Source organism: Bacillus cereus group sp. MYBK245-2 (genome assembly GCF_051916145.1).
In the GTDB taxonomy this organism is placed as follows: domain Bacteria; phylum Bacillota; class Bacilli; order Bacillales; family Bacillaceae_G; genus Bacillus_A; species Bacillus_A pacificus.
On the sequence record NZ_JBQAGB010000007.1, the window covers coordinates 60,706 to 85,290 of the forward strand.

Sequence of the window (24,585 nt, forward strand, 5' to 3'; positions counted from 1 at the left end):
CTAATTTCAGCTTCGTAAAACAATGAATTTCTTTAATAGATTCATATTTACTTCTTGTTCTATGTACAATTGTTCCGCTTCTTCAAGCGTAATTTTCTCAAAAGAAACATAGTCCCCAGGTTTTAGCTGGGCTAGAAGAGGTAAATCTACTGAAATGATATTTCCCATTCTCGGATAGCCACCTGTCGTTTGCCTATCTGCCATTAATATAATCGGCTGTCCACCATTAGGAACTTGAATGGTTCCAAATGTAACAGGACTCGATAAAATCTCTTTTTCAACGGCTCTATTTAAAATTTCTCCTTCAACCCTATAACCCATACGATCAGCGTAATTAGATACTTTATACTCTTTCGTAAAAAATGCCTTTTTGCTTTCTTCTGTAAATTGATCATATTCAAAATCAGTTATAACGCGAAGTTTAGGATACTTCTTATATTTTGGTCGTACGCTGCTACTAATTGCCCATTTTGTTTTTATGTGCTCATCCTTTTGTAAGTCTTGAATGAAACAATTTGCCATTTTTGATCGTTCACCAATTTGAAAATAATCTCCTTTTTTCAGCATTCTCCCTTCAATACCACCAATCGCTGCACGTATGTAAGTACTTTTGCTTCCCATGATGCGATCAATTTGTATACCACCTGCAAAAGTCACATATGCTCTGCAACCACTTTTCACTTTTCCAAAGCAAAGCATACTACCTTCTTCCGCTAAAATGGGACGCCATAATGGTATACGCTCCCCATTCAATAACGGTTCCATATCCGCACCGCCAATCGCAAGTAACGTCGTTTTCTTTATTAACAATTTCGGTCCCATAATCGTCATTTCAAGCGCCGCTTCATTTTCTTCATTACCAACTAACATATTGATCATCCGAAGTGCACTTTGATCCATCGCCCCGCCAACAGGTACACCGTATTGTTGGTAATGAAATCGCCCTAAATCTTGGACTGTTGTAAACATTCCTGCATGCAAAACTTCTACATCCATTCTTTAGCCCCCTCAAGTGATACGTACTCTTCCTTCGTTATTGGGATAAATCGTAAATACATACCGCTTTGAATAAAGGTTGGGGAGTTTTCTTCCGGATTAAATAAAGAGATTGGTGTTCGTCCAATAATATTCCATCCACCCGGTGTTTCAAGCGGATAAATACCTGTTTGATTTCCGCCGATTCCTACCGAACCAGGAGAGATTTGTAACCGCGGTGTTTCTTTTCTAGGCGTTTCTAGTTCTTTTGATAGTCCTCCTAAATACGGGAACCCTGGTGTAAAACCTAACATATACACAAAATACGTTGTTTCACTATGTATTCGAATGACATCTTCTACTTGTAAACCGTGATAATGTGCGACCTCTTCTAAATCAGGTCCATATTCTCCCCCGTAACAAACAGGTATAGAAATATGTTTCACATCTCGTTTCAGCTCTTCCTTATACGTATGTAACATTCCAGTTATGTATTGGCATACGTAATCATACGGTCTTATCTTTCTATCATTTTCCTTCCATACTTCATACAAATCATAGTAAACAGCTAATGAAGTAAACGACGGAACACATTCAACCATCCCTACAAACGGATGTTGCTGCAGCGCTTGAAATAATCGCTGCACTTTTTCGTAAGTATCCATTCCAATTCTTTCACCAAATGTAACAATAATCGCTTGATCCCCTAACGCAGAAAATTTCATCCTACTCCCTCTTTCTATGCCAAAAAGCCGAGTTCTTTCGAAATGCGATTCGCTGTCTCTTTTACCTTCGCGATAAAATAAGGAATGTTACTTTCGCTATACTCAATTGCTAATCCCGAAATACTAATGCCTGCTACAACCGTTCCATCGCTTGCGAAAATGGGCGCTGCTATAGCCGCTGTATGATTTTCTAACTCAGAGTAGCTAATTGTATGTCCTTCCTTTTTTGCCATTTGTAACACTTCTAGCAATTGTTTCTTATCTACAATTGTTCCATCTGCAAATTGCTTTAAATCCGTTTCCTCTATGTATTTTCGTTTTTCTTCCTCAGAGAAATACGATAATAAAATTCTCGGACATGCACCCGCATAAAGTGGCGCTCTTCTTCCAACCGCCGTATACACACGTACAGGTTGAGCACCTTCCATCTTTTCCACATAAATCGCATCATTACCATCTTGAATAATTAAATTAACTGCCTGCCCTAAACTATCTCTAAGCTCTTTCATATATGGAATCGCAATATTTCTTACGGATAGTCTTTGTGAAACAAGTTGACCGAACCGTAAAAACACGAATCCTAAACGATATTTCCCCTTTTCGTTTTTTTGTAAAAACTCCATTTCTTCTAACGAGCCAATTAAACGATAAACAGATGTTTTCGGCATACTTGTAAGCTGAACCATCTCTGTTAAACTTAGCTCTTCATGCTCATAAAACAACTCTAAAATATCCATTGTCTTAACTGCCGTTTTATTTATAATCATTCTATCTCCTTCTTGTTCCGAATTCCGGAACTTAAATTCCATTTTCTGAAACAAACATATAATTTAAAATTATAAAATATTCTTTCAATTTTAACAATATATTTTTCAGCTACTTAACCTTTATGTAAAGTGAATACAAAATGAAATTTAGAAATAATGATGGTTCTCTTTCAAAAGCTCAAGTTATGGCAAAACCAAACATTTAAATAAATAGGCATAAAAAAAGTATGGAAGAATATTTCTCCCATACTTTTTCTTTATAACGCTCTCACTTGTTTCAACGGCCAGAAAACAGCTTGTCCTTTTCCGACAATTTCATCTTCTGAAATAAATCCAAACATACGACCGTCTTTAGAAACTTCACGATTATCTCCTAAAACAAACACTTGGCCTTCTGGCACTTTCGTTTTTCCTGTGATTTGTTCTAACGTAAAGTCTGGAGTTAATACACGGCCTGCTGCTTTTTCTTTAAACTCTTTTAAATATGGTTCTTCCATCGCTTTTCCGTTTACATATAAAACATCATTTTTATACTCAACTGTATCGCCTGGTAAACCAATTACTCGTTTTACTAAATCGTATCCTTCTTTTCCGTGGAAGACGATAATATCAAAGCGTTCTAATCCACTTATACTATAACCAATCTTATTCACAAGAACTCGTTCGTTATTTTCTAGTGTAGGCATCATCGATTCGCCTTGTACTAATGAAGGTGTAAATAAAACACCGCGAATAATTGCGATTAATACAAGGGCAAACCCTATCGTCTTAGCCCATGAGAATAATTCTTTCTTCGTATTTTCCTTCATCGTTTCTCCTCTTTCTTTATTGTTTATTGTATGATTTGAACTAATTCTTGTACTAAATTAAGATCAATGTCAGCAAAACATGATTTCCCTTCTCTTACCGCTGTACCGACATGAGCTTGCGAAATGCCAGTTTCATCTAGCAATAGCTTTATATTTTCTTTCGTCACGCCAGCTCCAACTACAAGTTGAATTTGACCATCGCTTATCTTTTGCATTTCTGTTAGCAGCGGAATATTCTCCACTATATTTCCTTGTCCACCTGAAGTTAAAACGTGAGTCACTTTATGAAACTTCTTTAAAGTTCTCATCGCTTCCACTGGATTTTCTATGTCGTCTATTGCACGGTGATATGTAACATTTATCCCATCTACCACAGATAATAAATTCGCTAGTTTCTCTTCATCCACTTCATTCTTTTCATTTAATACACCTAATACAACACCAGCTACTCCTAATTTCTGAGCAACTACAATATCTTCTTTCATCATTTCAATTTCTTCTTCCGTATATGTAAAAGACTTCGCATGCGGGCGAATCATAACGTGAATCGGTATATGTACTGCTTCTACCGCTTTTTTAATAAATGCATAACTCGGCGTTAAACCGCCTTCTGTATAAGATGAAATTAATTCAATTCGCTTCCCGCCAGCTCGTTCAATTCGTTTTACATCTTCTAAACATGTTGCAATAACCTCTAGCATGAGATGACCTCTTTTCGTGCTTTTTCCTTATTATACAGTAGGTGAAATAAGAAGCATAGCATTCTCCTATAAAACTAGAAAAAGAAGAATGAAAAGAAAGATTTTTTCAATTGATAACATGTATTGGTAATCTTATATTTTTCATATTCTACAAAAAAGGAGTAACCCCCTAGAACGCCTAACTAGGTGTCACTCCTTTTCATTTTACAAAAACACTAAATTTCTCCGCTATATTTAGTTATTTTTCTTAACCACTTCATTATAATAGTGGCTAAAGGCTTCTACTAATGCGTCTACGGAAGCATACAGTTCTTCTGGTGTATTATCTACCCCTCCCATTTCAATAAGTAATGCATTTGGAGAAAGGTCTTGATTATATACTCCGTTCCCGCTTTTACGATCTTTAATAAAAATGCCTCGGCTTAAACCGTAATACTTCTCGTCTAAATATGAATTGATTGCCGTTACTATTTTTTTATTTTTTTCATAGTTAGGATTTTCTCGACCTAAAATAAAATAGAGTCGTGCATAATCCTTTCCATTAATCGTTTTCTTCGTAATATTTTTTCGTGCATCGTCCCTATGAAGATCAATAGGAAACATAATATTTTTATCTTGTGCTAATTTTTCTTGTAATATTTGACGAGATCCTTTGTAAGATTGGGCCCAGTTTAAATTTTTATTTCGCAGAAAGTCCCTCATATTTGTCGTATCATGTGAAACGCCTATTCCTTTTTCTTCTAACTTTTGTTTTAAATAGTTTCCGACAAACGTAATATTCACTTCATTATTTGTACTAGAGGCATCATCAGGTTTAGTAGCACCTGGAATGAGAGGAATAAACGACTCCCAACTATGTGTATGATAAATAAAAACTTTATTTTCGCCGTTATTTTGTGTATTTGAATTGTTTTCTTTCTCACTTTTTGGATGTTTAACAGCAGTACCTTTATCTTGAATATTCTCTAAAGGAATGCTGGATTCTTCAGGAATGTTCGTATAATCTGTTCCTTCCCCGGCAATTAATATTTCCGAATAAAATTGATTCATATTTGGAAGTTCTCGAGTTAATAAGCTTCGAAGGTCATTTACATTAATATTTGTAGAAAGTGAAAGTAAAAAAGATTCCAAAGACGCTCGTCCTTTTTCTTTATGAAATTCTTCTGCAAAATAACGATTTTCGCTGCCTATCATATACATAAGGCCTTTCGTAGAATTCGTTCCTAATAATTGATTAACATAATAAGATTTAAATACGTTTGAATTACTAGAAATGAAGAATGAAGTGAGAATACATATAATCGTGAATAAAATACATATCATTACATACTTTATATGAAATACTTTCAGTTTCACTTTATTCATTTTATATCTCCCTTCATTTACTATATTCTTACGCTTAATTTTTAAGTAATATGATTACTAATTTAATAGAATTCCCTTTCTATTAATTTTTATAAAAAAAGAAGATCCAACAATAGGATCTTCTTTCTCTTGCTAGTATGTTTTTAAACCTACGACCGAAACGCCGCATCCGCCAACATAGATAGTGTTGCATCATCCATCGGCGGATTGTGTAGTCCTGCTCTAACGTTTAAATAATAACGATGAAGCGGATTTTTTTCTGATAAACTTTTTGCTCCTACGATGCGCATTGATTTATCCACTATGGATATCGCCGCATTTGTTACGGCGTATTTCACTGCTGCCAGCTCTACTTGTAGTGACAGTTTATCTTCTGCCTCATCGTATTTTTTCGCAATTTGATATAAAAAGACGCGAGCTTGCATAAGCTCGAGTTCTAATTCTCCAACTAATCTTCTAACATTCGGTAATAAACTAATAGAATGGTTTAAACTATTTGGTTTGTATGATCCCGCAAACTGAACTGCATAATTTCTTGCTGATTGTGCAATTCCTAAATAACATGCTGGTATATGTAGCAACCAGCCAATACCCTTTTGTTTTACTTTTCCGTCCTTTACATCTGTAAAAAAGCGACTTTCTATCTCTACATTTTGTAAGACAAGGTCATGACTAGCAGTCCCTCGCATCGCGACGCTATCCCACGTTTCTTCAATGGATACACCGAGTGTATTTCTTGGAATGACAAACTCACCAACTTCATCTCGGCCTTCCATACTCGCTGAAATAATAAAATAATCAAGTATTGGCGCCATCGTTGTAAAGGTTTTCCTTCCGTTTATAACCCACTTCTCGCCTTGTTGAACCGCTATTGTTTCTGGTTTGCCGCCACGCGTCGGACTCCCTGTCTTTGGTTCTGTTGCTGCCCTATTAAAGAGCGCCCCATTACGCACTTCTTCGCAAAACCATTTGAACATCTCATCATTCCAAGAGCGATTTTCCGCTAGCTCTTTCACAATACCAAGATGCCAGCCAATCGATAATGCAGTTGCTCCGCAGCCTTCCGCGATTTTTTCTTGAAATAAAACGAAGTCATATAAAGAAATCGCACTACCACCAAATTCCTTCGGTAACGTTAATTTCGTATATCCGATATTTTTCAAATCATTTATATTTTCATGCGGAAATGATCCTAATTCACTTAGTTGATGCTCCCTTTCCATGAACTTCGGAATCAATTTATTTAGTTGTTCAATAATAAAAAATTGTTTTTCTGTTTCAACAAATGAGAGTGCCATACTATAATCTCCTTTATGCTCGATTCATCAACCGTTCATTTTGTCATTATGATTATATGAAGCTACCTCTCTATTGTTTCACTATTCCGATAAAAATACAATGTTTTTGACTAATAAGAAAAGTTCCTATTTAAAGATAGGTTCTTTTCTTATTAATCTCCCTTCAATGCCTTTAATGGTAACGAGGTTACATATCCAATATACGAGAATAATTCTTTAAAGAAGAATGGTATTTCTGTATCTAACGTTTTATATGCTGATGTCGGCGTTGGTGAAGCATACGCTTCAATATTAATATGTTTTGCGATTCTCATTGCGCGTTTCATATGAAGTGGATCACTTACAATCGTGTATGTGCGTATTCCGTTCTCTGTTCCAACTTCCTTCGCATTCTTTAAATTTTCTTCAGTGAAAAGGGATTTTGTTTCAATTAAAATATCTTCCTCTTTTACACCTTGTTTCATTGCATATACTCTTGCCGTACGCGCTTCCTCAAGCTCTGCCTCGAACTTTGTACCACCTGTAAAAATAATCTTTTTAATATTTCCGTTCTTATATAAAGAAATCGCATGATTAATTCTTTCTTTAAATACAGGAGATGGTTTTCCGTTCCAAGAAGCTGCTCCTAGTACGATACCAGCATCCGTTTTCACGCTATCATCTGTTTTAAAACGATAACTCCAAATATCGTAAGCTGCATAACTTACATATAAAATAGCAGAACAAATCATTAGTAAAAATACTTGAAAGATTCGTCTTTTCTTACTCTTCTTATTTTCTTTCATTTGTAATTGCCTCCGTACATCATCCATACTTCTATAAAAAAACATTTATATCAAATCGTTTTGTTTGAGTTTATTTAAAAGAAGGAACTTTACTTGTTATTTATGTATAAAAGGGTTTTCATTTAAAATTGAGGATTATCAATTCATTTTCATTTGCGGTTTTCATTACATGTTTTAAATTCATAAGTTTATTACCATACAACTACATTGTAACGAATTTTTTCTCAGAAGGGAACGATGAAACAAAAGGAATTAAAATAAAGTAGCATTTTGTAAGAAAAAAGGTATATTTTTTATGTATTACAAATAATATACCTTTCAAAACACGAATTATAGCTTTTCTTTATACAATTCTAATTTTTCTAATAGACGTGCTTTCACAACTGGCCATTCGCTTGTGATAATACTATACACAACCGCATCTCTCACATGTCCATTCGGTAATTTTCTTTCATTTCTAAGCACGCCCTCTTTTACTGCTCCTAACCTTTCAATTGCTCGTTGTGCTTTTTCATTTCTTGCATCCGTCTTAATTTGTACCCTGAGCATATGCAGTTTTTCAAAAGCATACTGGAGAAGCATATACTTACACTCTGTATTTATACTCGTACGCTGGACACTTGGATGATACCACGTTTGTCCTAACTCGACTGTTTTATCTTCTACTGAAATATTATATAGACGTGTACTTCCTACAATCGCATTTATCTGTAAATCCACTACAACGAAAGGAATTTGCGTACCTTTTCCATAACCTTGTATCGCTTTTTGCACATATTGCTGCATATCTTGCACACTATCCATTTTAGAGATTAAATACGCCCAAATTTCCCGATTTCCTTCTACAATCGAAAACAAAGTTTCGACATCATCACTATCCATTAACCGTAGCTTTACTCTTTCGTGAATGATTTCCATTTGTAAGCCCCCTTTTTCTTACTATATCATAGAAATATACATTTTATTATATGGATATTAAAATTAAAGTTTTAATACCTTCTTACATAATAATCGGCAAAAACCTCTAACAAATACCGTGTATATCCCATTATAGCAAGCTACATTTATATTGGTTTCATTTCATGTAAGGTTTTTCTTTTTCTAAAGGTCTATATACGTTCTTTAAAAATTTGCATACCAAAAACGCTATTCTTTCCACAAAAAGATTCTTTTTTTCATTTATGAATCAATTTTTCAGCTTAATAGTATGGATAATTCTGGATTAAACCAAAAAAATACTATATGATAATAAAGTGAAAATTTTACAGTTAATTAATATGGGGTAAATGGGAGGATATAAAAATGCTAGATCAAATTACTTGGGGAACGCCAGGCAGCTTATTATGCTTGGGATTCTTTTTTGCAGGATTAGGAATTTTCTTAAGAAGTATTACGTCATATTCGAAAAACAAATAAAACATCAAAAAAGTGTACATTTTAAGGTATTTAATTGATAAAAACACTAAACAAAAGAATCCTTCCTTTTATAGAAGGATTCTTTTTTATACCTTTCCCCTTTTTAAAGCAACAAATAAGCAATCGGTGTAATGATAAGCAACGTTAATATCGTTCTTTGTACATAGAGAATGATAAGTTCTGATACTTTTAACGGAATATCTGTCGATAAAATGCAAGGGATGGAAGCTGAGAAGAACAATATAGATGATACCGAAACAACCGCAATGACAAACTTTGTCACAAGTGGTGCACTTACTACTAATAATGATGGTAAGAACATTTCCGCAATACCAACGGAAGCCGCTTTAGCAGCTAAGTCTGCTTCTGGTAATTGTAATAGCCATGTAAAAGGATAGAAAATATAGCTGATCCAATCAAATATTGGCGTAAATTTCGCTAAGACGATACCAATTAACCCTACAGACATAATCGATGGTAAAATTCCCATCGTCATAATAAAACCATCTTTTAAGTTCACTGCAATATTTTTCATAACGCTCGGCGCAGATTTCGATACTTCTAACGCATCTTCCCAAGCGCGTTCTAGCATTTTCTCTTTATAAACGGGCTCTGGGAACCCTTCTTCCGTTACATATGTATCTGGTTTTCTACTAAGGGGTGGGAGTCTTACGGTGATAGCAGTTACGATGAATGTTACAACGAGAGTCGTCCAAAAATAAACATTCCATAAATGCATAATGTCTAATGTTTTTGCGATGATAATCATAAATGTTGCGGATACTGTAGAAAAACCTGTAGCGATGATCGCTGCTTCTTTTGTCGTATACTTTCCTTCTTTATACACGCGATTTGTAATTAATAAGGCCAACGAATAACTCCCCACAAAGGAAGCAACCGCATCGATTGCTGACCGGCCTGGCGTTTTCCATAACGGTCTCATAATGGGACGGCAAAACGTACCGATAAATTCAAGCAATCCATATCCGACTAATAACGCTAAAAACGCCGAACCAATTGGAACGAGTAAGCTTACCGATATGACTAATTTCTCATATAAAAACGGCCCTACATCTGGCGCAAAGAACCATGCTGGCCCTACTTTCACGCAATATAATACACCAAAAACGACGCCAACTACTTTTAAAATAGAAAAACAAATGTCTACGAGAGATGCATTCCATTTTTTCGTATAAAACGGATAAATCGCACCCATTATCATAACGAGTAGTGCGTAATAAGGTACGACACTTGGAACCGAAGCTCTAATCCACGACACGATATGATCAATCATTATGGAAGAAGCACCGTTTATTGTAACTGGTACGAAAAACATAAACACCCCAACGAGACTAGCGAGTATAAAGCGAAGAATGATCCTCTTCTCACTCCCTGTCTTAGTTACATTCCTTTTTAATTCAATTTCACTCAAAATTCGACACCTCCTATTATCTAAATATTCTGTATAATTATGTTAGATTCCTTCTTTCAATTTCTAATATTTCACCATATGAAAAAGCCTATTTTGAAATAGGCTTTTTCTACTACCTCTTATAATCATTCGCAATCACTTGAATCACACGATATGATTCGTCTACTACTATCTTATTACTAGTCTTATTCGCATCATATGTAATTAACGCTTTCCAAAGTGCCCATCCTCTTGCTCTATTCCATGTTTCTTCATCTATTTGCAATACTTCTTGAAATACCTTTCTACTAAACCAGTATCAATTTGATTCATTCACTATCCCCTTTTCTTTTGAAACTTACTAAGTCCATCTGTACTGCCAACATATTCAAAACCATTTCTCTTATAAAAATCATTTAATATGCGATTATGCCCTACACAATCTAGTTTTAAAAACTCTTTATCATGTTGTATATTCTCTTCTATCCACTGTAACATCCATTCTCCTATTCCGTTCCCCTTATACTTCCGTTTCACCGCAAATCTATGAATATATAATGAATTAGAAACTTCCTCTTTCCCAAAAATATATTCATCCCATTCATTTTGTTTAGGAGATACTGTAACCGTACCGACAATTTCATCTCCTTTCGTAACCACATATGTATATTTCTCTTTTATACTTTCTAGTATTTCAGCCGTAGCTTCTTCTCCTAACAGATACTGCCACTGATCCACTTCTTTATGTTGTAGCCACTGTGCCACTTCTTTTAATAGCGTGATAATGCTATCACTTTCCTCTTCCGTAGCAATTCGAATTGTATATTCTTTAACTGTAGTTCTCTCCATATTACGTTTCCCCTTTCAAATTCCTACTATACTGACAAACGTGTTCTACCGTCATTTTCTTCTGTAACATATTCTACATAAAACCCCTGATTCCGTGCGTTTTCATACATCAGTTCAATCGCTTTTTGGTCTTTCGCATAAATTTGTATGTATTGACCGTCCGCCACTAATACGACTATCCCACACTTACTTTCCATAAACTCTTCATATGTTTCAATATCTAGCACTATTTCTCCTTTGGGATATGCTTTTAAATCTGCAAAAATAAGATAATATATGTTTTCTTTAACTAACCTTTTTAACTCTAACCCTTCTACTACACTTGGTTGCTCTGGAAATAATGCCTCCTCCAATCCACCACGCGCTATTAAGTAGGACTCTTCATTCCCCACCCACCAATCGAATGAAGAAATATTAATCGGCTTTAACACTTTCCAAAGTAGATTATCATATTCATTTGGAATATATACAAAAAGCCCTCGTTTCATTTGTTTGCTCCTTGCTTATTTATTTTTATTTTCATTTTCGGTTCGTATATTATATATCAAATCTGATTACTATATTTTGCCGATATCTATGTAACTTATATTTCATCACAAAAACCGCTCCACTACTAGCGAAACGGTTTTCCTCTACTCATATATAAGTGTTTCATTAAGCATTCACTTCGTCTTCACAAAATAATATAAAAACCATACCGCATGATTTTGTTCATCGGCAGCTATTCTGCGCATTAACTCTTTCAAATGTGCATCCGATGTTTCATCTGAAATTTCTAAGTAAAAATCTACTGTCTTCTGTTCATCTTGTATAGCGAATTCTAATCCTTGTAAGTACGTATTTGGACAATCTTCAGTAATTTGTGGTTTCGGCTGCTGACCAGTTAAATTTGTATAGATTTGTACAAAATGATGGAAATGCTTGATTTCATCGTTACGAATTTCAAGAATTTGATTTCGTTCCGCCGCATTTGGAGCCATGTTGGCTAATTTCGCATAGCAACTTATTGCACTAAACTCTCCATTAATTGCTTTCTCAATATCGCGAATCAGCTTATCATTTTGCCTATACGAATCATAATAATTCGAATTATACATTGTATCCCCTCCATTATTCCGTATAACATTTTATGCAATTTGTAATAGCAGGAGCATGTATACAAAAAGAACGCTTCACTACAAGTGAAACGTTCTTTTTTCTAAGCGTTTAATTCTGTTTTATGTTCCTTTATTGCACTACGTTTGAAAGCAGTCAATAGAATAATAGCCATACTTACCGCACCAATCCAAACGAGTACAGTAAGAGGTGTACTCCAGCTTAACTCTTTTCCGAAGAAGAATATTTCTCTCAGTCCTTCAATCATAAATCGCATTGGCAACCATGCGTACACCCAGTCTTGATAAAATGGCGACAACATTTCCGGTGCTAATGATAATAACGGTGCCCCAAAGAATAGTAAGAGTGCGAATACACCAATTCCTTTTAGTCCAACTAATGAAAGTACCGCCGATATCATTAAGAAGAAACTAAAGGATGTAATAGATAAAAACAGTGCCGTATCAGTGAAATTTGAAATATTTAGTCCTACCATTCCATCTGCAATCCATGTAAGACCGAACCCAATAACAATTGCGGCAATTGCGCCTGTTACGATTTGCTTTAGTTTTAATACGAAGTTTTCGTTTCTTGTACGAATCGGCATTTTACTTATCGCGATAAAGATAAGCGCTGCGCTCGCTAAACTTGCGATCCATAACGGCTGGAATAATGAAATTGGCGAGTTCCCGTTCGCACTATTTTTTCCGGTTTCATTTACATTTGTCACTTTCTTTACAATAGGTGTTACTATTTTCGCAGCTTGGTCTGTTGTTAAAGTAGCCCCGTTTGCTTTCAATCCTTCTAATATTTGTGTACGAACATTGTTGTTCATATTATCAACTACAGTATTTAACATTTGACCTGCCATAGATGATGCTGCTGTATTCATTCCTTGATTGATGAATATTTCTACCTCTGGCGAAGATGGCTGCGGTGTTCGTAATGATGCTTGTTTTGTACTAAAGTCTTTTGGAATAACTAATGCTGCGTAATACTCTTGATTATTTAAGCCTTTTTGAACTACTTCTTTATTTTTCACTTCTACCCACTTCACTGCGGGTTCTTCCTCTGATTTTGATGTTTTTTTCATATTATCAACAATCGTTTGCCCCATATTCATCTTCGGTTGATTCGGAATTTCTACTCCTTGATCCTCATTTACAATTGCGATTGGCAAGTTTTTCGGCTGAGGTTGAACGGTTGGAAATAACGTTAATGAGAAAATAAAAACAACAAGTAGTGCAATAACTGGTGATAACCATAAAAGTTTATTTTTAAACATTTTCTTTTCTCCTCCTATCATTTGATTTATAATAACCAACAACGTGTTGTTTATTTATATTTTGAATTATATGTTCGAGTTGAACCTTATACAATAATCAAAAATCGTAAATGTGTCGGTTATAAGACACATCTTTGAAATATGTTGGCTAAAATGAAGGAGGGACATGCTTTGCGTGATAGTAATTTAGATTTACGTGTTGTTCGTACGAAAACTGCCATTCGAAATGCATTGGTGGAATTAATTGAAGAAAAAGGTTTTGACGCCATTACAGTGAAAGATATTACAACGAGAGCAAACATTAATCGCGGTACTTTCTATGCGCATTATCAAGATAAATTTGATTTAATGACGAAATGCCAAGAAGAAATTATGTATAAAATTTCCAGCATTGCCAAACAGAGATTACCTGAAGTGATTGCTGATCTTGGGTCAAACCCTTCCCCAACAATGCCGTTTCTACTTATCACTTCTATTCTTGCATTTCTAAATGAAAATAGTGATTTTATGAAAGCTGTATTAAGTCCCAAAGGAGATTTATCTTTCCAAACAAAACTGAAGGACTTTATGTGGAAAACAATATTTGAAGATACGAATGGCGCTCTCATTAACAAAGAGAATTTACTTGTCCCAAGCCAATACTTAGCTTCTTATATGGCATCTGCTCATATTGGTGTGATTCAGCAATGGTTAAATAATGGACAAAAAGAAACACCAGAGGAAATTGCTCGTATTTTATCTACAATCGCAGTTCATGGACCTTTTTATGCAGCTGGTTTGAAGAAATGAGTCAGCTATATAATAAAAGATCATCCACTATATTAGCGGATGATCTTTTATTTCATTACAACACTTCAATATACCCTTCTGTGCCATGTACCCGAATTCGTTGTCCGTCTTTTATTAATTTCGTAGCATTCTCCACACCGACAACTGCCGGTAATCCATATTCACGTGCGATAACTGCCCCGTGCGTCATAAGACCACCAACTTCAGTGACTAACCCTTTTATAGACACAAACAATGGTGTCCAGCCAGGATCAGTAAAAGCTGTAACTAATATATCTCCCTCTTCTAAATTCGCTTCTTCCATGTTTAAAATAACACGAGCTCTTCCTTCAATCACTCCTGAAGAAACAGGCAAACCTACAATCGCATCAGCTGGGAGTTTTTCTCGTTTATATTTACCCGTAATGATTTCTCCATCAGACGTCATGATACGAGGAGGCGTTAGTTTTTCATATAATTTGTAATCATTTTTTTGTTTTTGTATCAGCTCATAATCTAGTTTATTCGTGCGGACTACTTCGTGAAGTTCTTCAAAAGTTAAATAGTATATATCATCGACCTCACGAATGACACCGCTCTGCACAAGTTGCTCAGCTTCTTTCAATAATGCCTGCTTATATATGAAATAACGATTAATCATGCCGTATTTTGGATATTCACGATAACCGATAAAATTACGGATATTACGAATCATTTGCTTCGTCTCTTCTACTTTTTGTTTACTATCCGGCAAGTGCTGTAATCGCTCTATTAACTCTTCTTCTTTTTTCAATGCTTCTTGCAGTCCTTCTTCAAATTTCCGCTTACTCGCGCCATATTCAAAATCTCTTATATTATTTAAAATCATCGGGATAATTGTAGTTGGCTTTTCACTCCAGCGCGTTTTCGTAATATCTATTTCTCCGCTACATCTCATTCCGTATTTATTTAGAAAAGTTAGAATCGCATCTCGGGCTTCTTCTCCACCTTTAAACTGAACAAGTTCATCTAAAAAGCTATCATCTTCTACATGTTGTAAATACGTAATAACTTCTTGATACGGCCGAATCACATCAGCGACATCCATTAATGCTAAACCCATTTCAGATGTAATATTATTTTGTACCGATTGAGAAAGCGTGTCTGCTGCATTCTTTTCGCCTAGCCATTGCTCCATCTTTTCATTCATCCATGTTGAAGCATTCATACCAGCCATAATGACAGCGATACTTTGCGGATTAAATAATACTTTCTTTAATTGCTGGATGTCTTCCAAAATAAAATCAAGTACACCCACCCCTGATTTCGTTTGCATGTTTCGTTTTAACTCTTCGATGGATGCTTCACTATTCTGTATTAAATTCGTAACGATTGCCGGATCATTTTCGATTTCTGGTTGCGAATTGGCAGGTTGTTTACTTTTACTAACACTCTTTTCTTTTTCATCATCCGGCAACAATGTAATAAAATTATCTCGCTCGATTATAGTCGTTAATGCATCTCTTACGAGTGGATCTGATTTTCCTAAAGTGTTTATTAAATAATCTCTGCTAGCAGGTGAAGCTAATTGTTGCGTAGCATCCACAAACAGCCTTCCTCCCGCTTTACGCATAGGAGCATTAGTCGTTAACAGGAAAAAAGATAACCCAAGTGGTTTCATCGCATCAGTCATCATTTGTTGATGGCCAACTGATATATATACATGATTTCCCCCATCATTTTCTTCAGGAATTGGATATAAAGTCGTAATGGGGCGACTTTGGACAATATAAAATGTATTATGGGCTAAACACCATTCAATATCTTGCGGACAACCAAAATAAGCTTCAATCTGTCTTCCAATACTTGCTAGTTGTAATATTTGTTGTTCAGACAATGTTTGAATTTTTTGCTGAGCCGGATCAATCTGTTTCGTTTCTGTTCCGCCCTCTTTTAAAGCATACATAGCTACTTTTTTAGTTGCGATCATCTTATCGACAATTTCGCCTTCTTTTACTTTATAATTATCGGCAGAGACCAATCCTGATACTAATGCCTCACCAAGTCCAAAACTGGCATCAATTGATAACACCTTTCGGTTAGAAGTAACCGGATCAGCCGTAAATAAAATGCCCGAAGCCTCAGGGAAAACCATTTTTTGAACGACAACACATATAGAAACTTGATTATGTTCAAAACCATTTTGCATGCGGTACGTAACTGCTCGCTCTGTAAATAAAGACGCCCAGCACTTTCTTATATGCTGTAAAATCGCTTCTTCTCCGATAATATTTAAATACGTATCTTGTTGACCTGCAAATGAAGCATATGGTAAATCTTCAGCCGTAGCACTAGAGCGCACGGCATACGCATGTTCATTTCCAAAACGTGAGAGATAATGAGTTACCGCTTCCACTACATCAGAAGGGATTTCTACTGCCATAATAACTTCTCTAATCTTCGTACTTATTTGACCAATTTGAGCTCGCTCTTCCATTTTCAACTTTGTTAGCTGCTGCAACAAAGTGCGAAAATCTTCATTTTGTTCGATAGCCTTTTCATATCCTACTGTTGTCACACAAAATCCTTCTGGCACTTGTATCCCTTGAACGCTTGATAACTCCCCTAAATTCAAACCTTTCCCACCAACGAGTGAAAGCTGCGTGTTTTCTATTTCCTGAAAATCGAGAACGAAAGAACTCATATAACATCTCTCCTTACTTTGCATGTGTTCTTGATTGTAGCAGGAGTAAATGAGAAGAAACAGTCTATTTTGAACTTGATTTACGTGGTATAATTAAGTTAGGAAGAAATAATAAGATGCCCCAGCTGCTCTGTTTGGCAACTGGGGCACCTTATTTAATACCCGTCTTCAACTTAAATAGTTCTATTGTTTCAGCGGCTTTAATATATCCACCAGCATTTTTTAAAGTACATTTGATTTTATGACTATTTTCTAAGTATACATCATTCGATAATACTTCCATTACTGCATTATATAATGTCACTGGAGTAAGCTTTTTTAGATTTAATTGTATGCCAGCTTTTAAATCTTCTATTCTTTGGGCCACTATCGGTTGATCTCCCATAACTGGGATAACGATCATAGGAACACCAAAATATAAGCTTTCACTAGAACTATTCATTCCCCCATGTGTAATAAAAAGATTAGCTTGTTTCAATACCTCTAACTGAGGCACATAATTATAAACTTTGAAATTAGATGGGATATTTTTCAATTGGTTGATGTCAATATGTTTTCCTACGGACAATATGATGGTAGCAGGAAAATTTTTAAATGCTTCAAAACATATGTAATAAAAATCCATCTGTTGATTAAATACAGTTCCCATAGAAATATAAATGAGTTTCTCTTCTTCCTTCTGTTTAAAAGTAATTTCTTGCATATCTTTCCGTGATGTAATAGAGGGTCCAACAAAGGTATAAGAATCATCCAATTCCTCCACATCAGGTTGGAAAAATTCAGACGTATATACGATAGTAATATTTCCAGCACAAGTCATTACATTTTTCTTTTCATTCATAGAAAAGCCATATACCTTTTGCCACTCTTCTAAAATATGCGTAACTTCTTGATAAAGAGGTGATTTTTTGTCTACTTCATTATGATTGTTCATCAATGCGTTAAATAACTTTTTCGTAACTGCAAATGTTGTACATGAAGAGATTTTAGGTAAATGTAATGCTTCAGCTATGATCCATCCTACTGCAAAATTGTTATCATATATTACGTAATCATACTTTTCTTCTTTCAACTCTTCTATAACAATCTTTATTATTTTATCCATGGATTTTACCATATGTAATAATAGTTCAGAGGGATCTATTTCTCCATTCATCCTTTTCAACATGTCTACTTTTGCTAAAAAATTTTCATATGGACGAAACAAAGCTCCTGTTTTTTCAATTTTCTCCTTATACTCCTCTACACAATAATAAACAACCTCTTCCCCTCTTTTTACTAATTCTTCAATAAGTGCAAGAGTTGGGTTCACATGTCCTTCCCCTGGAAAATTAAACATTAGTACCTTTGCCATATGATAGTTCCTCCTCTTAAATTAAAAACTTCCTATAATCAAGTACGTTTCTCTCCTCATTTTAATAAGGGCACTTGTGATAGTAAATGTAATAAACGAGTAAGAAACAAAGTCAGTATACTGTAAAGTGAAACTTTAATCAGTGGGGGTCTTACTGCCCATTAAAGCGGGAGAAAACGACATCCCCCAAAATGGATTTTCAAAATTAGGGAACTATAATGTCATATTAGAATAACTTAAGGAGGAGAAAAATTGGACAATGAAATGAATTATGGAAGTGATTACAAGTTTATTCCGGCAACTTCAATTGAAAGTGGTCATGGCATCGAAGTATTGCTTGATTTATTTTGCTACACGATTCAAATCGTCAACATATGTTTTGTTGGAAATCCGCATACCGATAATTTTGTTTTAGTTGATGCTGGAATGCCTAAATGTGCAAATGAAATTATATCTGTTACTGAGAAGCGATTTGGTACAAATAGCCGCCCAAAAGCAATTATTTTAACTCATGGGCATTTTGATCATGTTGGAGGAATAATTGAACTCATCAAGTATTGGGATGTTCCAGTCTATGCACATCAAATGGAAATACCTTTCCTGACTGGACAACAAAGCTATCCTGAACCAGATCCAACAGTTGAAGGTGGTATGGTAGCGAAAATGTCACCTCTGTTCCCTAACGAACCGATTAATTTAGAAAATAGCGTAAAAGTATTACCTGCAGATGGAACCGTTCCTCATATGCCAGAGTTTAGATGGGTTCATACACCAGGACATACTCCAGGGCATATTTCATTATTCCGAGAAAAAGACCGAACTTTAATTGCTGGGGACGCTTTTGTTACAGTGAAACAGGAATATTTATATAAAGTAATTACTCAGGAACAGGAAATAAGCGGACCACCTCGTTATTTAACAACAGACTGGAAAGCCGCTAAAGAGTCAGTTATTAAGCTAGAGAAACTAAAGCCTCTAGTTGCTGTTACTGGGCATGGGATACCGATGTCAGGTGATTTGCTATCAACAAGCCTCAACACACTCGTTCAAGAATTTGATAAAATTGCTGTACCTGATTACGGAAAATATGTAGATAAAAAGGCACATTAAGCAAAAAAACTTTGGTTTTAATATTAAATAATTAAAATATACTTCAAAATCAAAATAGAAAAAATTATTAAGTTTAGTGAAAAAACACTGTACTTAAGCAACATCTCTATTATAAGGATAGACCTACCCTTTGTGAATAAAACTCGATATTCCGCAAATACTATCCGTAGTATAAGCCTGCTTCTTACCCAGCTTGTACCTCTTCCCATTAAAGAGTAATTAAAACGGGTTACGCTATATAAAAGCATAACCCGTTTTTAATGAAATATTTTATTCCATATACGTTTAAACAATGGAGGAAAAGGATGAAACATATTGTTGCTTTATTAATTAAATACACAGCGATAACTGCAGTATTACTAATCATACTTAGTATCTTTAAAGGCATTTCAATTCCTAGAGTATTACTCATTTCTCTTTTCCTTACAGGAGCTGCCTATTTAATCGGAGATCTCTTCATTTTACCTAAATACGGAAATATGATTGCTACAATAGCAGATGTCGGCTTAAGCTTCTTCGGAATTTGGTTACTAACATCCTTGTTTACTAATTTAGATGCTACTCGTAATATTGGACTTTCTTCATTTATAGCCGCTTTAATTATTGGTGGAACAGAAATTTTCTTCCACATTTATATGAAGAGGTTAGTACTGCGTAACGAGAATACATTAAGAAATCACAATCATATTCAGCATGATAACTATGCTATGGAAATGTCAAATGAATATATAGATTCTTCTACAATAAATAAATCCAAGCTTGAGGATACATCTAAAAAATAAAAAAGTGGCAAATGCCACTTTTTTATTTTTGTTTATTAAGCTTGATCAGAGTTTTTCACATGTAACGGAGGTGGTACTACCCATCCTTTTTTCTTACTTAAACGCAGCAAAGTTACACCTGCTTGCGCTTTTTTCATATGAAATTGTCCAAATAGCATGCCTACATCTTCTCGAAGACATTTTCCCATCACTTGACTACATGTGACAAGTCCAGCTGCTAATCCTGTAGAAACAGCTGCTGCTATTTCAACATCATTAATACGCGCTCCTGGAGGAATGTCTTCAATAGATGCAACTGGTCGTTCTGGAGGCGCAGGTGGTAAAGCAACCCCATTAACTTTTAAAAGCGCCTTTAATTCTTCTATTTCCGAATTCATGTCATTTTCAATTAAGCCTTCTAGAAACTTTTTCAAATCTTCATCACCTGTGTGATTCATAAATACTTGGTGACTTGCAATGGCACCTTGTGCAGCTAGAAGATAACTCCAAATATCAAATACTTCTCCGTAATGTAATGGTTCGTTTTGAGGATTTCCACTTAATATACCCATTTTTAAATTCCTCCCTTTCGAAAATATCATAATAAATATTGATTTCAATATTGAAATCAAATTTTTAAGTATGCTTTTTCCTGCAAAAGATTTTCTACTATGCATGGAAAACACCTTTCCAACACTGCGTGTTTATTGTTTAGGAAAGTAGTTTACAAATAAAATACTCAAAGATTATGAAAGAAGATTACCAATAATCTTTGAGTGAGAATCCATTTACTATAAGGGTTTTTATTTTTACACATATACAAAAGAAATTGATTTACATATCTACTATATTGTATGTCAATTTACTTAGCGGTTAGCTCTACCACCAAGTTGTTGTTCAGCCATTGCTACTAAACGTTTTGTAATTTCACCACCAACAGATCCATTTGAACGAGCTGTTGTATCTGCACCAAGTTGTACACCAAACTCTTGTGCAATTTCATATTTCATTTGATCAAGAGCCTGTTCAGCACCTCGAACTAACAATTCATTACGATTTCCACTATTATTGTTTGCCATATTATTTCACCTCCGATGTTTTTAATATGCTACAGATTATGAAATAATAATTATCCTTTTTATGGGAATTAGTTTATGAATAAATATTGAATTTCTTCTTAAAATAGTGCAGAAGACATAAGAAAGAAGAGTTGCTATAACATACTGTCATAACAACACTATGTATAGATTCCTCTTTACTAAAGATTTCTGATTTGCCAAGAGATACATATAAAGTGAAACTTTAATCAGCCCTCACCAATCGGGCTTTTACGTGCAGCCCGCCCCCCCACCTAACTTCTTTGCTTCCGCTGAATTTTGAGGTGGGGATCTTACTGCCCGTTAATGCGGGATAAATTTTGAAAAATGATTCCTAAGGAGATACGAGATGAAAGCTGTAACCTATCAAGGTCCAAACCAAGTACAAGTTAAACAAGTGGATGATGCAAAGTTAGAAAAAAAAGATGATATTATTGTAAAAATTACTTCAACCGCTATTTGCGGTTCTGATTTACATTTATATCAAGGGAACATGCCTTTACCGCAAGGGTACATTATTGGTCATGAACCAATGGGCATTGTTGAAGAAGTTGGTCCGGATGTTACGAAAGTGAAAAAAGGCGACCGTGTTGTAATCCCCTTTAACGTTGCTTGTGGACATTGTTTCTATTGCCAACATGAGATGGAAAGCCAATGTGATAACTCCAATCCTCATTATGATTCTGGTGGATACTTTGGTTATACAGAGAAATTTGGTAACCATCCAGGCGGACAAGCAGAATATTTAAAAGTTCCTTTTGGAAATTTCACTCCATTTGTCATACCAGAATCATGCGAACTGGAAGATGAATCTCTACTGTTTTTATCCGATGTTTTACCAACAGCCTATTGGAGTGTAATAAACGCAGGCGTTAAGCGAGGTGATACTGTTATCGTTCTTGGTTGTGGCCCTGTTGGATTAATGACACAAAAATTCGCTTGGATGCAAGGTGCTAAACGCGTAATTGCAGTCGATTACTTAGATTATCGGATAAATTATGCAAAAAAGATTAACAATGTTGAGGTATTTGAGTTTACAAAATTTCCTGATATGGGAGAACATTTAAAGGAAATTACACATGGCGGTGCCGATGTAGTCATTGATTGCGTGGGGATGGATGGGAAAAAATCACCTCTAGAATTTCTGGAACAAAAATTAAAATTACAAGGCGGAACTCTCGGCCCTATTCAAATCGCTACGAAAGCCGTAAGAAAATATGGAACAGTTCAAATGACTGGTGTTTATGGTGGAAATTATAATGCCTTTCCACTCGGGGCATTTTGGGTTAGAAATATTAATTTAAAAATGGGACAAGCACCTGTCATTCATTTTATGCCGGAACTATTTGAAAAAATAACAAATAAAGAATTTGATCCAAAAGAGATTATTACGCACAAAATTCCCCTTGAAGAAGCGAGCTATGGTTATCAAATTTTTAATAATCGTGAAGATGATTGTATAAAAGTTATTTTGAAGCCTTGAAGATTGGTATGTGGCTGAGCTTTTGATTTTTCTATGCAGTAGACTGCTCAAAATAACCTACTGCATAGAAAGATACTCTAATCCACTTCCATTACATCACTAAACTTAAACATTCTTTGATTATGAAAAGCATCGGTACAAGTAATCTCTTCCTTTTGGCATATTAGCATTCCTCACGATTTGTGCCCTCCTAATAATGTGTTTCTATATCTTGCTGTTGCGACGCTTGTGTAGGAAATTCCACGTAAAATACTGTTCTTACCAAATCGTGTTCGAATTTCGTCCATAACCTTCGTTAATCTCATTTCTTTTTCTCTTTGTATAATGTTATCGAAAAGCGAAATTTGCTCTTCTCCTTCATGTATTAAATTTGTTAGTGAAATACTTATCGATCGAATCGGTTCTCCTGTATGCCGCTCGTATAAAAAATAGGTACAAACATTATAAATATCCATCGTTAAATTTGTTGCTCTATTTAATGTATGTGCCTTTTTTATTCCCCCTCCATATTCCTTACTGTATCCAACTGAAAAATGAATCGTTTGCGCATATTTCTTTTCTCTTCTCAATCTGTAGCAAACTTCTTCTACATGCTCTAATAAAATAAAGATGAACTCTTCTATCGAATAATCACGAAATAATATTTGGCTTTTCGCTATAGATGTTGTTGCTGGAACGTATTTTTCTGCTATTCTGCTAAAATCAATTCCGTTACTATGTAGATGTAATTCTTCCCCTATTACACCGAATGATTGCTTTAAATATTTCAAAGGATACTGCGCTAAATTTCCAATCGTATGTATACCTTTTCGATTCAATTTCATTTCTGTTTTATACGATATACCCCAAAATTTACTGAGCGGTCTAATGCTCCATAACTTCTCGGGTATATCGTCATACGTCCACTGCACTATTCCATCCCTATTCTTTTTCGCCTCAACATCCATCGCTACCTTACTCAATAATAAATTTGGACCAATACCAATCGTACTTTCAATCCGTGTACGTTCATATATTTCTCTTTTAAACTTTAATGCAAACTCACGCGGATTACTCGCAAACAAATGAATACTCGCGGTCATATCCATGAAAAACTCATCGATACTATATTGATGAAAATCTTCCGGCGCAACATACTGTAAGGCTAAACTGGTTATGTAAGTCGAACATTTCATATACGTATGCATAATTGGATTCACAATAATAATATCTGGCCTCTTCGGTATTTCGTACAACCTTGCCATTTTCTTAACTCCTAACGCTTTAAGTGGCGGTGTTGCCGCTAATACAATGGACCCACTCCTGTTTACATCTCCTACAACAGCCAATTTTGTATATCGTGGATCAAGTCCTTTTTTAATACATGACACGCTTGCATAAAAGCTACGAAGATCTACACAAAGAATAATACGATTCGGTAAAAGAGAATAATCATACAAGGTTATCACCCCCAACAAAGAACGTTTGTTCTTATTATATACGAACCTACGTTCTTTTTAAAGGTATTTCTATGAAAATTTTGGTTAAAATAACCGTTATTACATTCAAGAAAAATTAAAAAAATCTTCCCTCTATTCATGAGAACTTTTTCAGTACTTAAAAATGTAAATAGATAAAAGGAGAAACAACTTCATTCTTCGTGAATAAGCACGGTATTTTAGGGGCCATTCTTTGGTATTCAAAAAGGCTTGTATGTAAATAGATATTTTCATAGTAGCAAGATACCTATATAAGAAAGACTTATTTTGAAAAATAGTACTATTTAGCAGTGCTTTTTTATAACAATATCTCGAACAGACTATTATGAATCATAAATTGAATACATCGGATACATTAAATTTATAGCCT

Annotated in this window: 23 protein-coding genes and 1 pseudogene; 4 read left to right on the plus strand and 20 right to left on the minus strand. The window is 35.0% G+C overall.

Going from position 1 to position 24,585, the window contains the following annotated elements:
- Window positions 1-6 precede the first annotated feature (6 nt).
- From ACTFRN_RS13745 to ACTFRN_RS13815, 15 genes and pseudogenes are all read right to left on the minus strand, one after another.
- Window positions 7-996, minus strand: coding sequence for a biotin-dependent carboxyltransferase family protein (locus ACTFRN_RS13745; protein WP_000382205.1), 990 nt, complete (start codon window positions 994-996; stop codon window positions 7-9).
- Window positions 987-1,700, minus strand: a complete 714-nt coding sequence (gene pxpB, locus ACTFRN_RS13750; protein ID WP_000672299.1) for a 5-oxoprolinase subunit PxpB — start codon at window positions 1,698-1,700, stop codon at window positions 987-989. Before pxpB ends, ACTFRN_RS13745 begins: the two co-directional genes overlap by 10 nt.
- Before the next feature lie 14 nt (window positions 1,701-1,714).
- On the minus strand, window positions 1,715-2,467 hold the full coding sequence (locus ACTFRN_RS13755; RefSeq protein ID WP_088106665.1) for an IclR family transcriptional regulator: 753 nt from the start codon (window positions 2,465-2,467) through the stop codon (window positions 1,715-1,717).
- Window positions 2,468-2,724: 257 nt separating this feature from the next.
- Window positions 2,725-3,276, minus strand: coding sequence for a signal peptidase I (gene lepB / locus ACTFRN_RS13760; RefSeq protein WP_000662488.1), 552 nt, complete (start codon window positions 3,274-3,276; stop codon window positions 2,725-2,727).
- 23 nt (window positions 3,277-3,299) lie between these two features.
- A complete protein-coding gene (locus tag ACTFRN_RS13765; protein ID WP_000895078.1) occupies window positions 3,300-3,977 on the minus strand; it encodes a copper homeostasis protein CutC in 678 nt (225 codons plus the stop codon).
- Window positions 3,978-4,211: 234 nt separating this feature from the next.
- Complete coding sequence (spoIIP, locus tag ACTFRN_RS13770; RefSeq protein WP_049112264.1) at window positions 4,212-5,342, minus strand: stage II sporulation protein P; 1,131 nt, start codon at window positions 5,340-5,342, stop codon at window positions 4,212-4,214.
- Between the two features lie 149 nt (window positions 5,343-5,491).
- On the minus strand, window positions 5,492-6,640 hold the full coding sequence (locus tag ACTFRN_RS13775) for an acyl-CoA dehydrogenase family protein (RefSeq protein WP_074567701.1): 1,149 nt from the start codon (window positions 6,638-6,640) through the stop codon (window positions 5,492-5,494).
- A 152-nt stretch (window positions 6,641-6,792) separates the two neighbouring features.
- Entirely contained in the window at window positions 6,793-7,425 is a 633-nt protein-coding gene (locus tag ACTFRN_RS13780; RefSeq protein WP_000662225.1) for a YdcF family protein, read from the minus strand.
- Between the two features lie 330 nt (window positions 7,426-7,755).
- Window positions 7,756-8,343 carry a GNAT family N-acetyltransferase gene (locus ACTFRN_RS13785; RefSeq protein WP_074567702.1) on the minus strand — a complete coding sequence of 196 codons (588 nt, stop codon included), beginning with the start codon at window positions 8,341-8,343 and terminating at the stop codon, window positions 7,756-7,758.
- A gap of 601 nt (window positions 8,344-8,944) precedes the next feature.
- Window positions 8,945-10,273, minus strand: a complete 1,329-nt coding sequence (locus tag ACTFRN_RS13790; protein WP_074567703.1) for a YjiH family protein — start codon at window positions 10,271-10,273, stop codon at window positions 8,945-8,947.
- 112 nt (window positions 10,274-10,385) lie between these two features.
- Window positions 10,386-10,562: pseudogene (locus tag ACTFRN_RS13795) on the minus strand (aminoglycoside phosphotransferase); the annotation flags it as partial.
- A gap of 26 nt (window positions 10,563-10,588) precedes the next feature.
- Window positions 10,589-11,101 carry a GNAT family N-acetyltransferase gene (locus ACTFRN_RS13800; protein WP_000442625.1) on the minus strand — a complete coding sequence of 171 codons (513 nt, stop codon included), beginning with the start codon at window positions 11,099-11,101 and terminating at the stop codon, window positions 10,589-10,591.
- Between the two features lie 26 nt (window positions 11,102-11,127).
- A complete protein-coding gene (locus ACTFRN_RS13805; RefSeq protein ID WP_000820274.1) occupies window positions 11,128-11,589 on the minus strand; it encodes a DUF2691 family protein in 462 nt (153 codons plus the stop codon).
- 174 nt (window positions 11,590-11,763) lie between these two features.
- A complete protein-coding gene (locus ACTFRN_RS13810; RefSeq protein ID WP_049112257.1) occupies window positions 11,764-12,198 on the minus strand; it encodes a ferritin-like domain-containing protein in 435 nt (144 codons plus the stop codon).
- Window positions 12,199-12,299: 101 nt separating this feature from the next.
- Window positions 12,300-13,481, minus strand: coding sequence for a YhgE/Pip domain-containing protein (locus tag ACTFRN_RS13815; protein ID WP_000475889.1), 1,182 nt, complete (start codon window positions 13,479-13,481; stop codon window positions 12,300-12,302).
- Between the two features lie 171 nt (window positions 13,482-13,652).
- Between ACTFRN_RS13815 and ACTFRN_RS13820 the strand changes: the two genes are divergently transcribed.
- Window positions 13,653-14,270, plus strand: coding sequence for a TetR/AcrR family transcriptional regulator (locus tag ACTFRN_RS13820; protein WP_074567704.1), 618 nt, complete (start codon window positions 13,653-13,655; stop codon window positions 14,268-14,270).
- Window positions 14,271-14,325: 55 nt separating this feature from the next.
- Here ACTFRN_RS13820 and ppsA read toward each other — a convergent pair whose 3' ends face one another.
- Together ppsA and ACTFRN_RS13830 are read right to left on the minus strand one after the other, a co-directional pair.
- Window positions 14,326-16,932 (minus strand): phosphoenolpyruvate synthase, encoded by a 2,607-nt coding sequence (gene ppsA, locus ACTFRN_RS13825; RefSeq protein WP_074567705.1) that lies wholly within the window; start codon window positions 16,930-16,932, stop codon window positions 14,326-14,328.
- Between the two features lie 151 nt (window positions 16,933-17,083).
- The gene (locus tag ACTFRN_RS13830; protein ID WP_001151407.1) at window positions 17,084-18,286 is read right to left on the minus strand and encodes a macrolide family glycosyltransferase; all 1,203 of its coding nucleotides are present in this window, start codon (window positions 18,284-18,286) and stop codon (window positions 17,084-17,086) included.
- Between the two features lie 252 nt (window positions 18,287-18,538).
- Between ACTFRN_RS13830 and ACTFRN_RS13835 the strand changes: the two genes are divergently transcribed.
- Together ACTFRN_RS13835 and ACTFRN_RS13840 are read left to right on the plus strand one after the other, a co-directional pair.
- A complete protein-coding gene (locus ACTFRN_RS13835) occupies window positions 18,539-19,396 on the plus strand; it encodes an MBL fold metallo-hydrolase (protein ID WP_088106666.1) in 858 nt (285 codons plus the stop codon).
- 305 nt (window positions 19,397-19,701) lie between these two features.
- Complete coding sequence (locus ACTFRN_RS13840; protein ID WP_088106667.1) at window positions 19,702-20,178, plus strand: YndM family protein; 477 nt, start codon at window positions 19,702-19,704, stop codon at window positions 20,176-20,178.
- A 35-nt stretch (window positions 20,179-20,213) separates the two neighbouring features.
- Here ACTFRN_RS13840 and ACTFRN_RS13845 read toward each other — a convergent pair whose 3' ends face one another.
- Window positions 20,214-20,729, minus strand: a complete 516-nt coding sequence (locus ACTFRN_RS13845) for a DUF3231 family protein (RefSeq protein WP_000512121.1) — start codon at window positions 20,727-20,729, stop codon at window positions 20,214-20,216.
- A 294-nt stretch (window positions 20,730-21,023) separates the two neighbouring features.
- Window positions 21,024-21,236 (minus strand): small acid-soluble spore protein, SasP family, encoded by a 213-nt coding sequence (sasP, locus tag ACTFRN_RS13850; protein ID WP_000002833.1) that lies wholly within the window; start codon window positions 21,234-21,236, stop codon window positions 21,024-21,026.
- Between the two features lie 367 nt (window positions 21,237-21,603).
- On the opposite strand from sasP, the gene ACTFRN_RS13855 reads away from it, so the two are divergent.
- The gene (locus ACTFRN_RS13855) at window positions 21,604-22,737 is read left to right on the plus strand and encodes a zinc-dependent alcohol dehydrogenase (RefSeq protein WP_000649081.1); all 1,134 of its coding nucleotides are present in this window, start codon (window positions 21,604-21,606) and stop codon (window positions 22,735-22,737) included.
- A 173-nt stretch (window positions 22,738-22,910) separates the two neighbouring features.
- Here the strand turns inward: ACTFRN_RS13855 and ACTFRN_RS13860 are convergent, their stop codons facing one another.
- Window positions 22,911-24,176 (minus strand): Y-family DNA polymerase, encoded by a 1,266-nt coding sequence (locus ACTFRN_RS13860; RefSeq protein ID WP_088106668.1) that lies wholly within the window; start codon window positions 24,174-24,176, stop codon window positions 22,911-22,913.
- Window positions 24,177-24,585: the final 409 nt, after the last annotated feature.

What these genes read in the sequence shown, in the direction of transcription:
- sasP (WP_000002833.1), bottom strand. Translation starts at nt 21,236, where the DNA reads ATGGCAAACAATAATAGTGGAAATCGTAATGAATTGTTAGTTCGAGGT.
- ACTFRN_RS13855 (WP_000649081.1), top strand. Translation starts at nt 21,604, where the DNA reads ATGAAAGCTGTAACCTATCAAGGTCCAAACCAAGTACAAGTTAAACAA.
- ACTFRN_RS13745 (WP_000382205.1), bottom strand. Translation starts at nt 996, where the DNA reads ATGGATGTAGAAGTTTTGCATGCAGGAATGTTTACAACAGTCCAAGAT.
- ACTFRN_RS13765 (WP_000895078.1), bottom strand. Translation starts at nt 3,977, where the DNA reads ATGCTAGAGGTTATTGCAACATGTTTAGAAGATGTAAAACGAATTGAA.
- ACTFRN_RS13805 (WP_000820274.1), bottom strand. Translation starts at nt 11,589, where the DNA reads ATGAAACGAGGGCTTTTTGTATATATTCCAAATGAATATGATAATCTA.
- ACTFRN_RS13775 (WP_074567701.1), bottom strand. Translation starts at nt 6,640, where the DNA reads ATGGCACTCTCATTTGTTGAAACAGAAAAACAATTTTTTATTATTGAA.
- ACTFRN_RS13785 (WP_074567702.1), bottom strand. Translation starts at nt 8,343, where the DNA reads ATGGAAATCATTCACGAAAGAGTAAAGCTACGGTTAATGGATAGTGAT.
- ACTFRN_RS13830 (WP_001151407.1), bottom strand. Translation starts at nt 18,286, where the DNA reads ATGGCAAAGGTACTAATGTTTAATTTTCCAGGGGAAGGACATGTGAAC.
- ACTFRN_RS13815 (WP_000475889.1), bottom strand. Translation starts at nt 13,481, where the DNA reads ATGTTTAAAAATAAACTTTTATGGTTATCACCAGTTATTGCACTACTT.
- ACTFRN_RS13755 (WP_088106665.1), bottom strand. Translation starts at nt 2,467, where the DNA reads ATGATTATAAATAAAACGGCAGTTAAGACAATGGATATTTTAGAGTTG.
- lepB (WP_000662488.1), bottom strand. Translation starts at nt 3,276, where the DNA reads ATGAAGGAAAATACGAAGAAAGAATTATTCTCATGGGCTAAGACGATA.
- spoIIP (WP_049112264.1), bottom strand. Translation starts at nt 5,342, where the DNA reads ATGAATAAAGTGAAACTGAAAGTATTTCATATAAAGTATGTAATGATA.
- ACTFRN_RS13800 (WP_000442625.1), bottom strand. Translation starts at nt 11,101, where the DNA reads ATGGAGAGAACTACAGTTAAAGAATATACAATTCGAATTGCTACGGAA.
- ACTFRN_RS13845 (WP_000512121.1), bottom strand. Translation starts at nt 20,729, where the DNA reads ATGGGTATATTAAGTGGAAATCCTCAAAACGAACCATTACATTACGGA.
- ACTFRN_RS13810 (WP_049112257.1), bottom strand. Translation starts at nt 12,198, where the DNA reads ATGTATAATTCGAATTATTATGATTCGTATAGGCAAAATGATAAGCTG.
- ACTFRN_RS13780 (WP_000662225.1), bottom strand. Translation starts at nt 7,425, where the DNA reads ATGAAAGAAAATAAGAAGAGTAAGAAAAGACGAATCTTTCAAGTATTT.
- ppsA (WP_074567705.1), bottom strand. Translation starts at nt 16,932, where the DNA reads ATGAGTTCTTTCGTTCTCGATTTTCAGGAAATAGAAAACACGCAGCTT.
- pxpB (WP_000672299.1), bottom strand. Translation starts at nt 1,700, where the DNA reads ATGAAATTTTCTGCGTTAGGGGATCAAGCGATTATTGTTACATTTGGT.
- ACTFRN_RS13840 (WP_088106667.1), top strand. Translation starts at nt 19,702, where the DNA reads ATGAAACATATTGTTGCTTTATTAATTAAATACACAGCGATAACTGCA.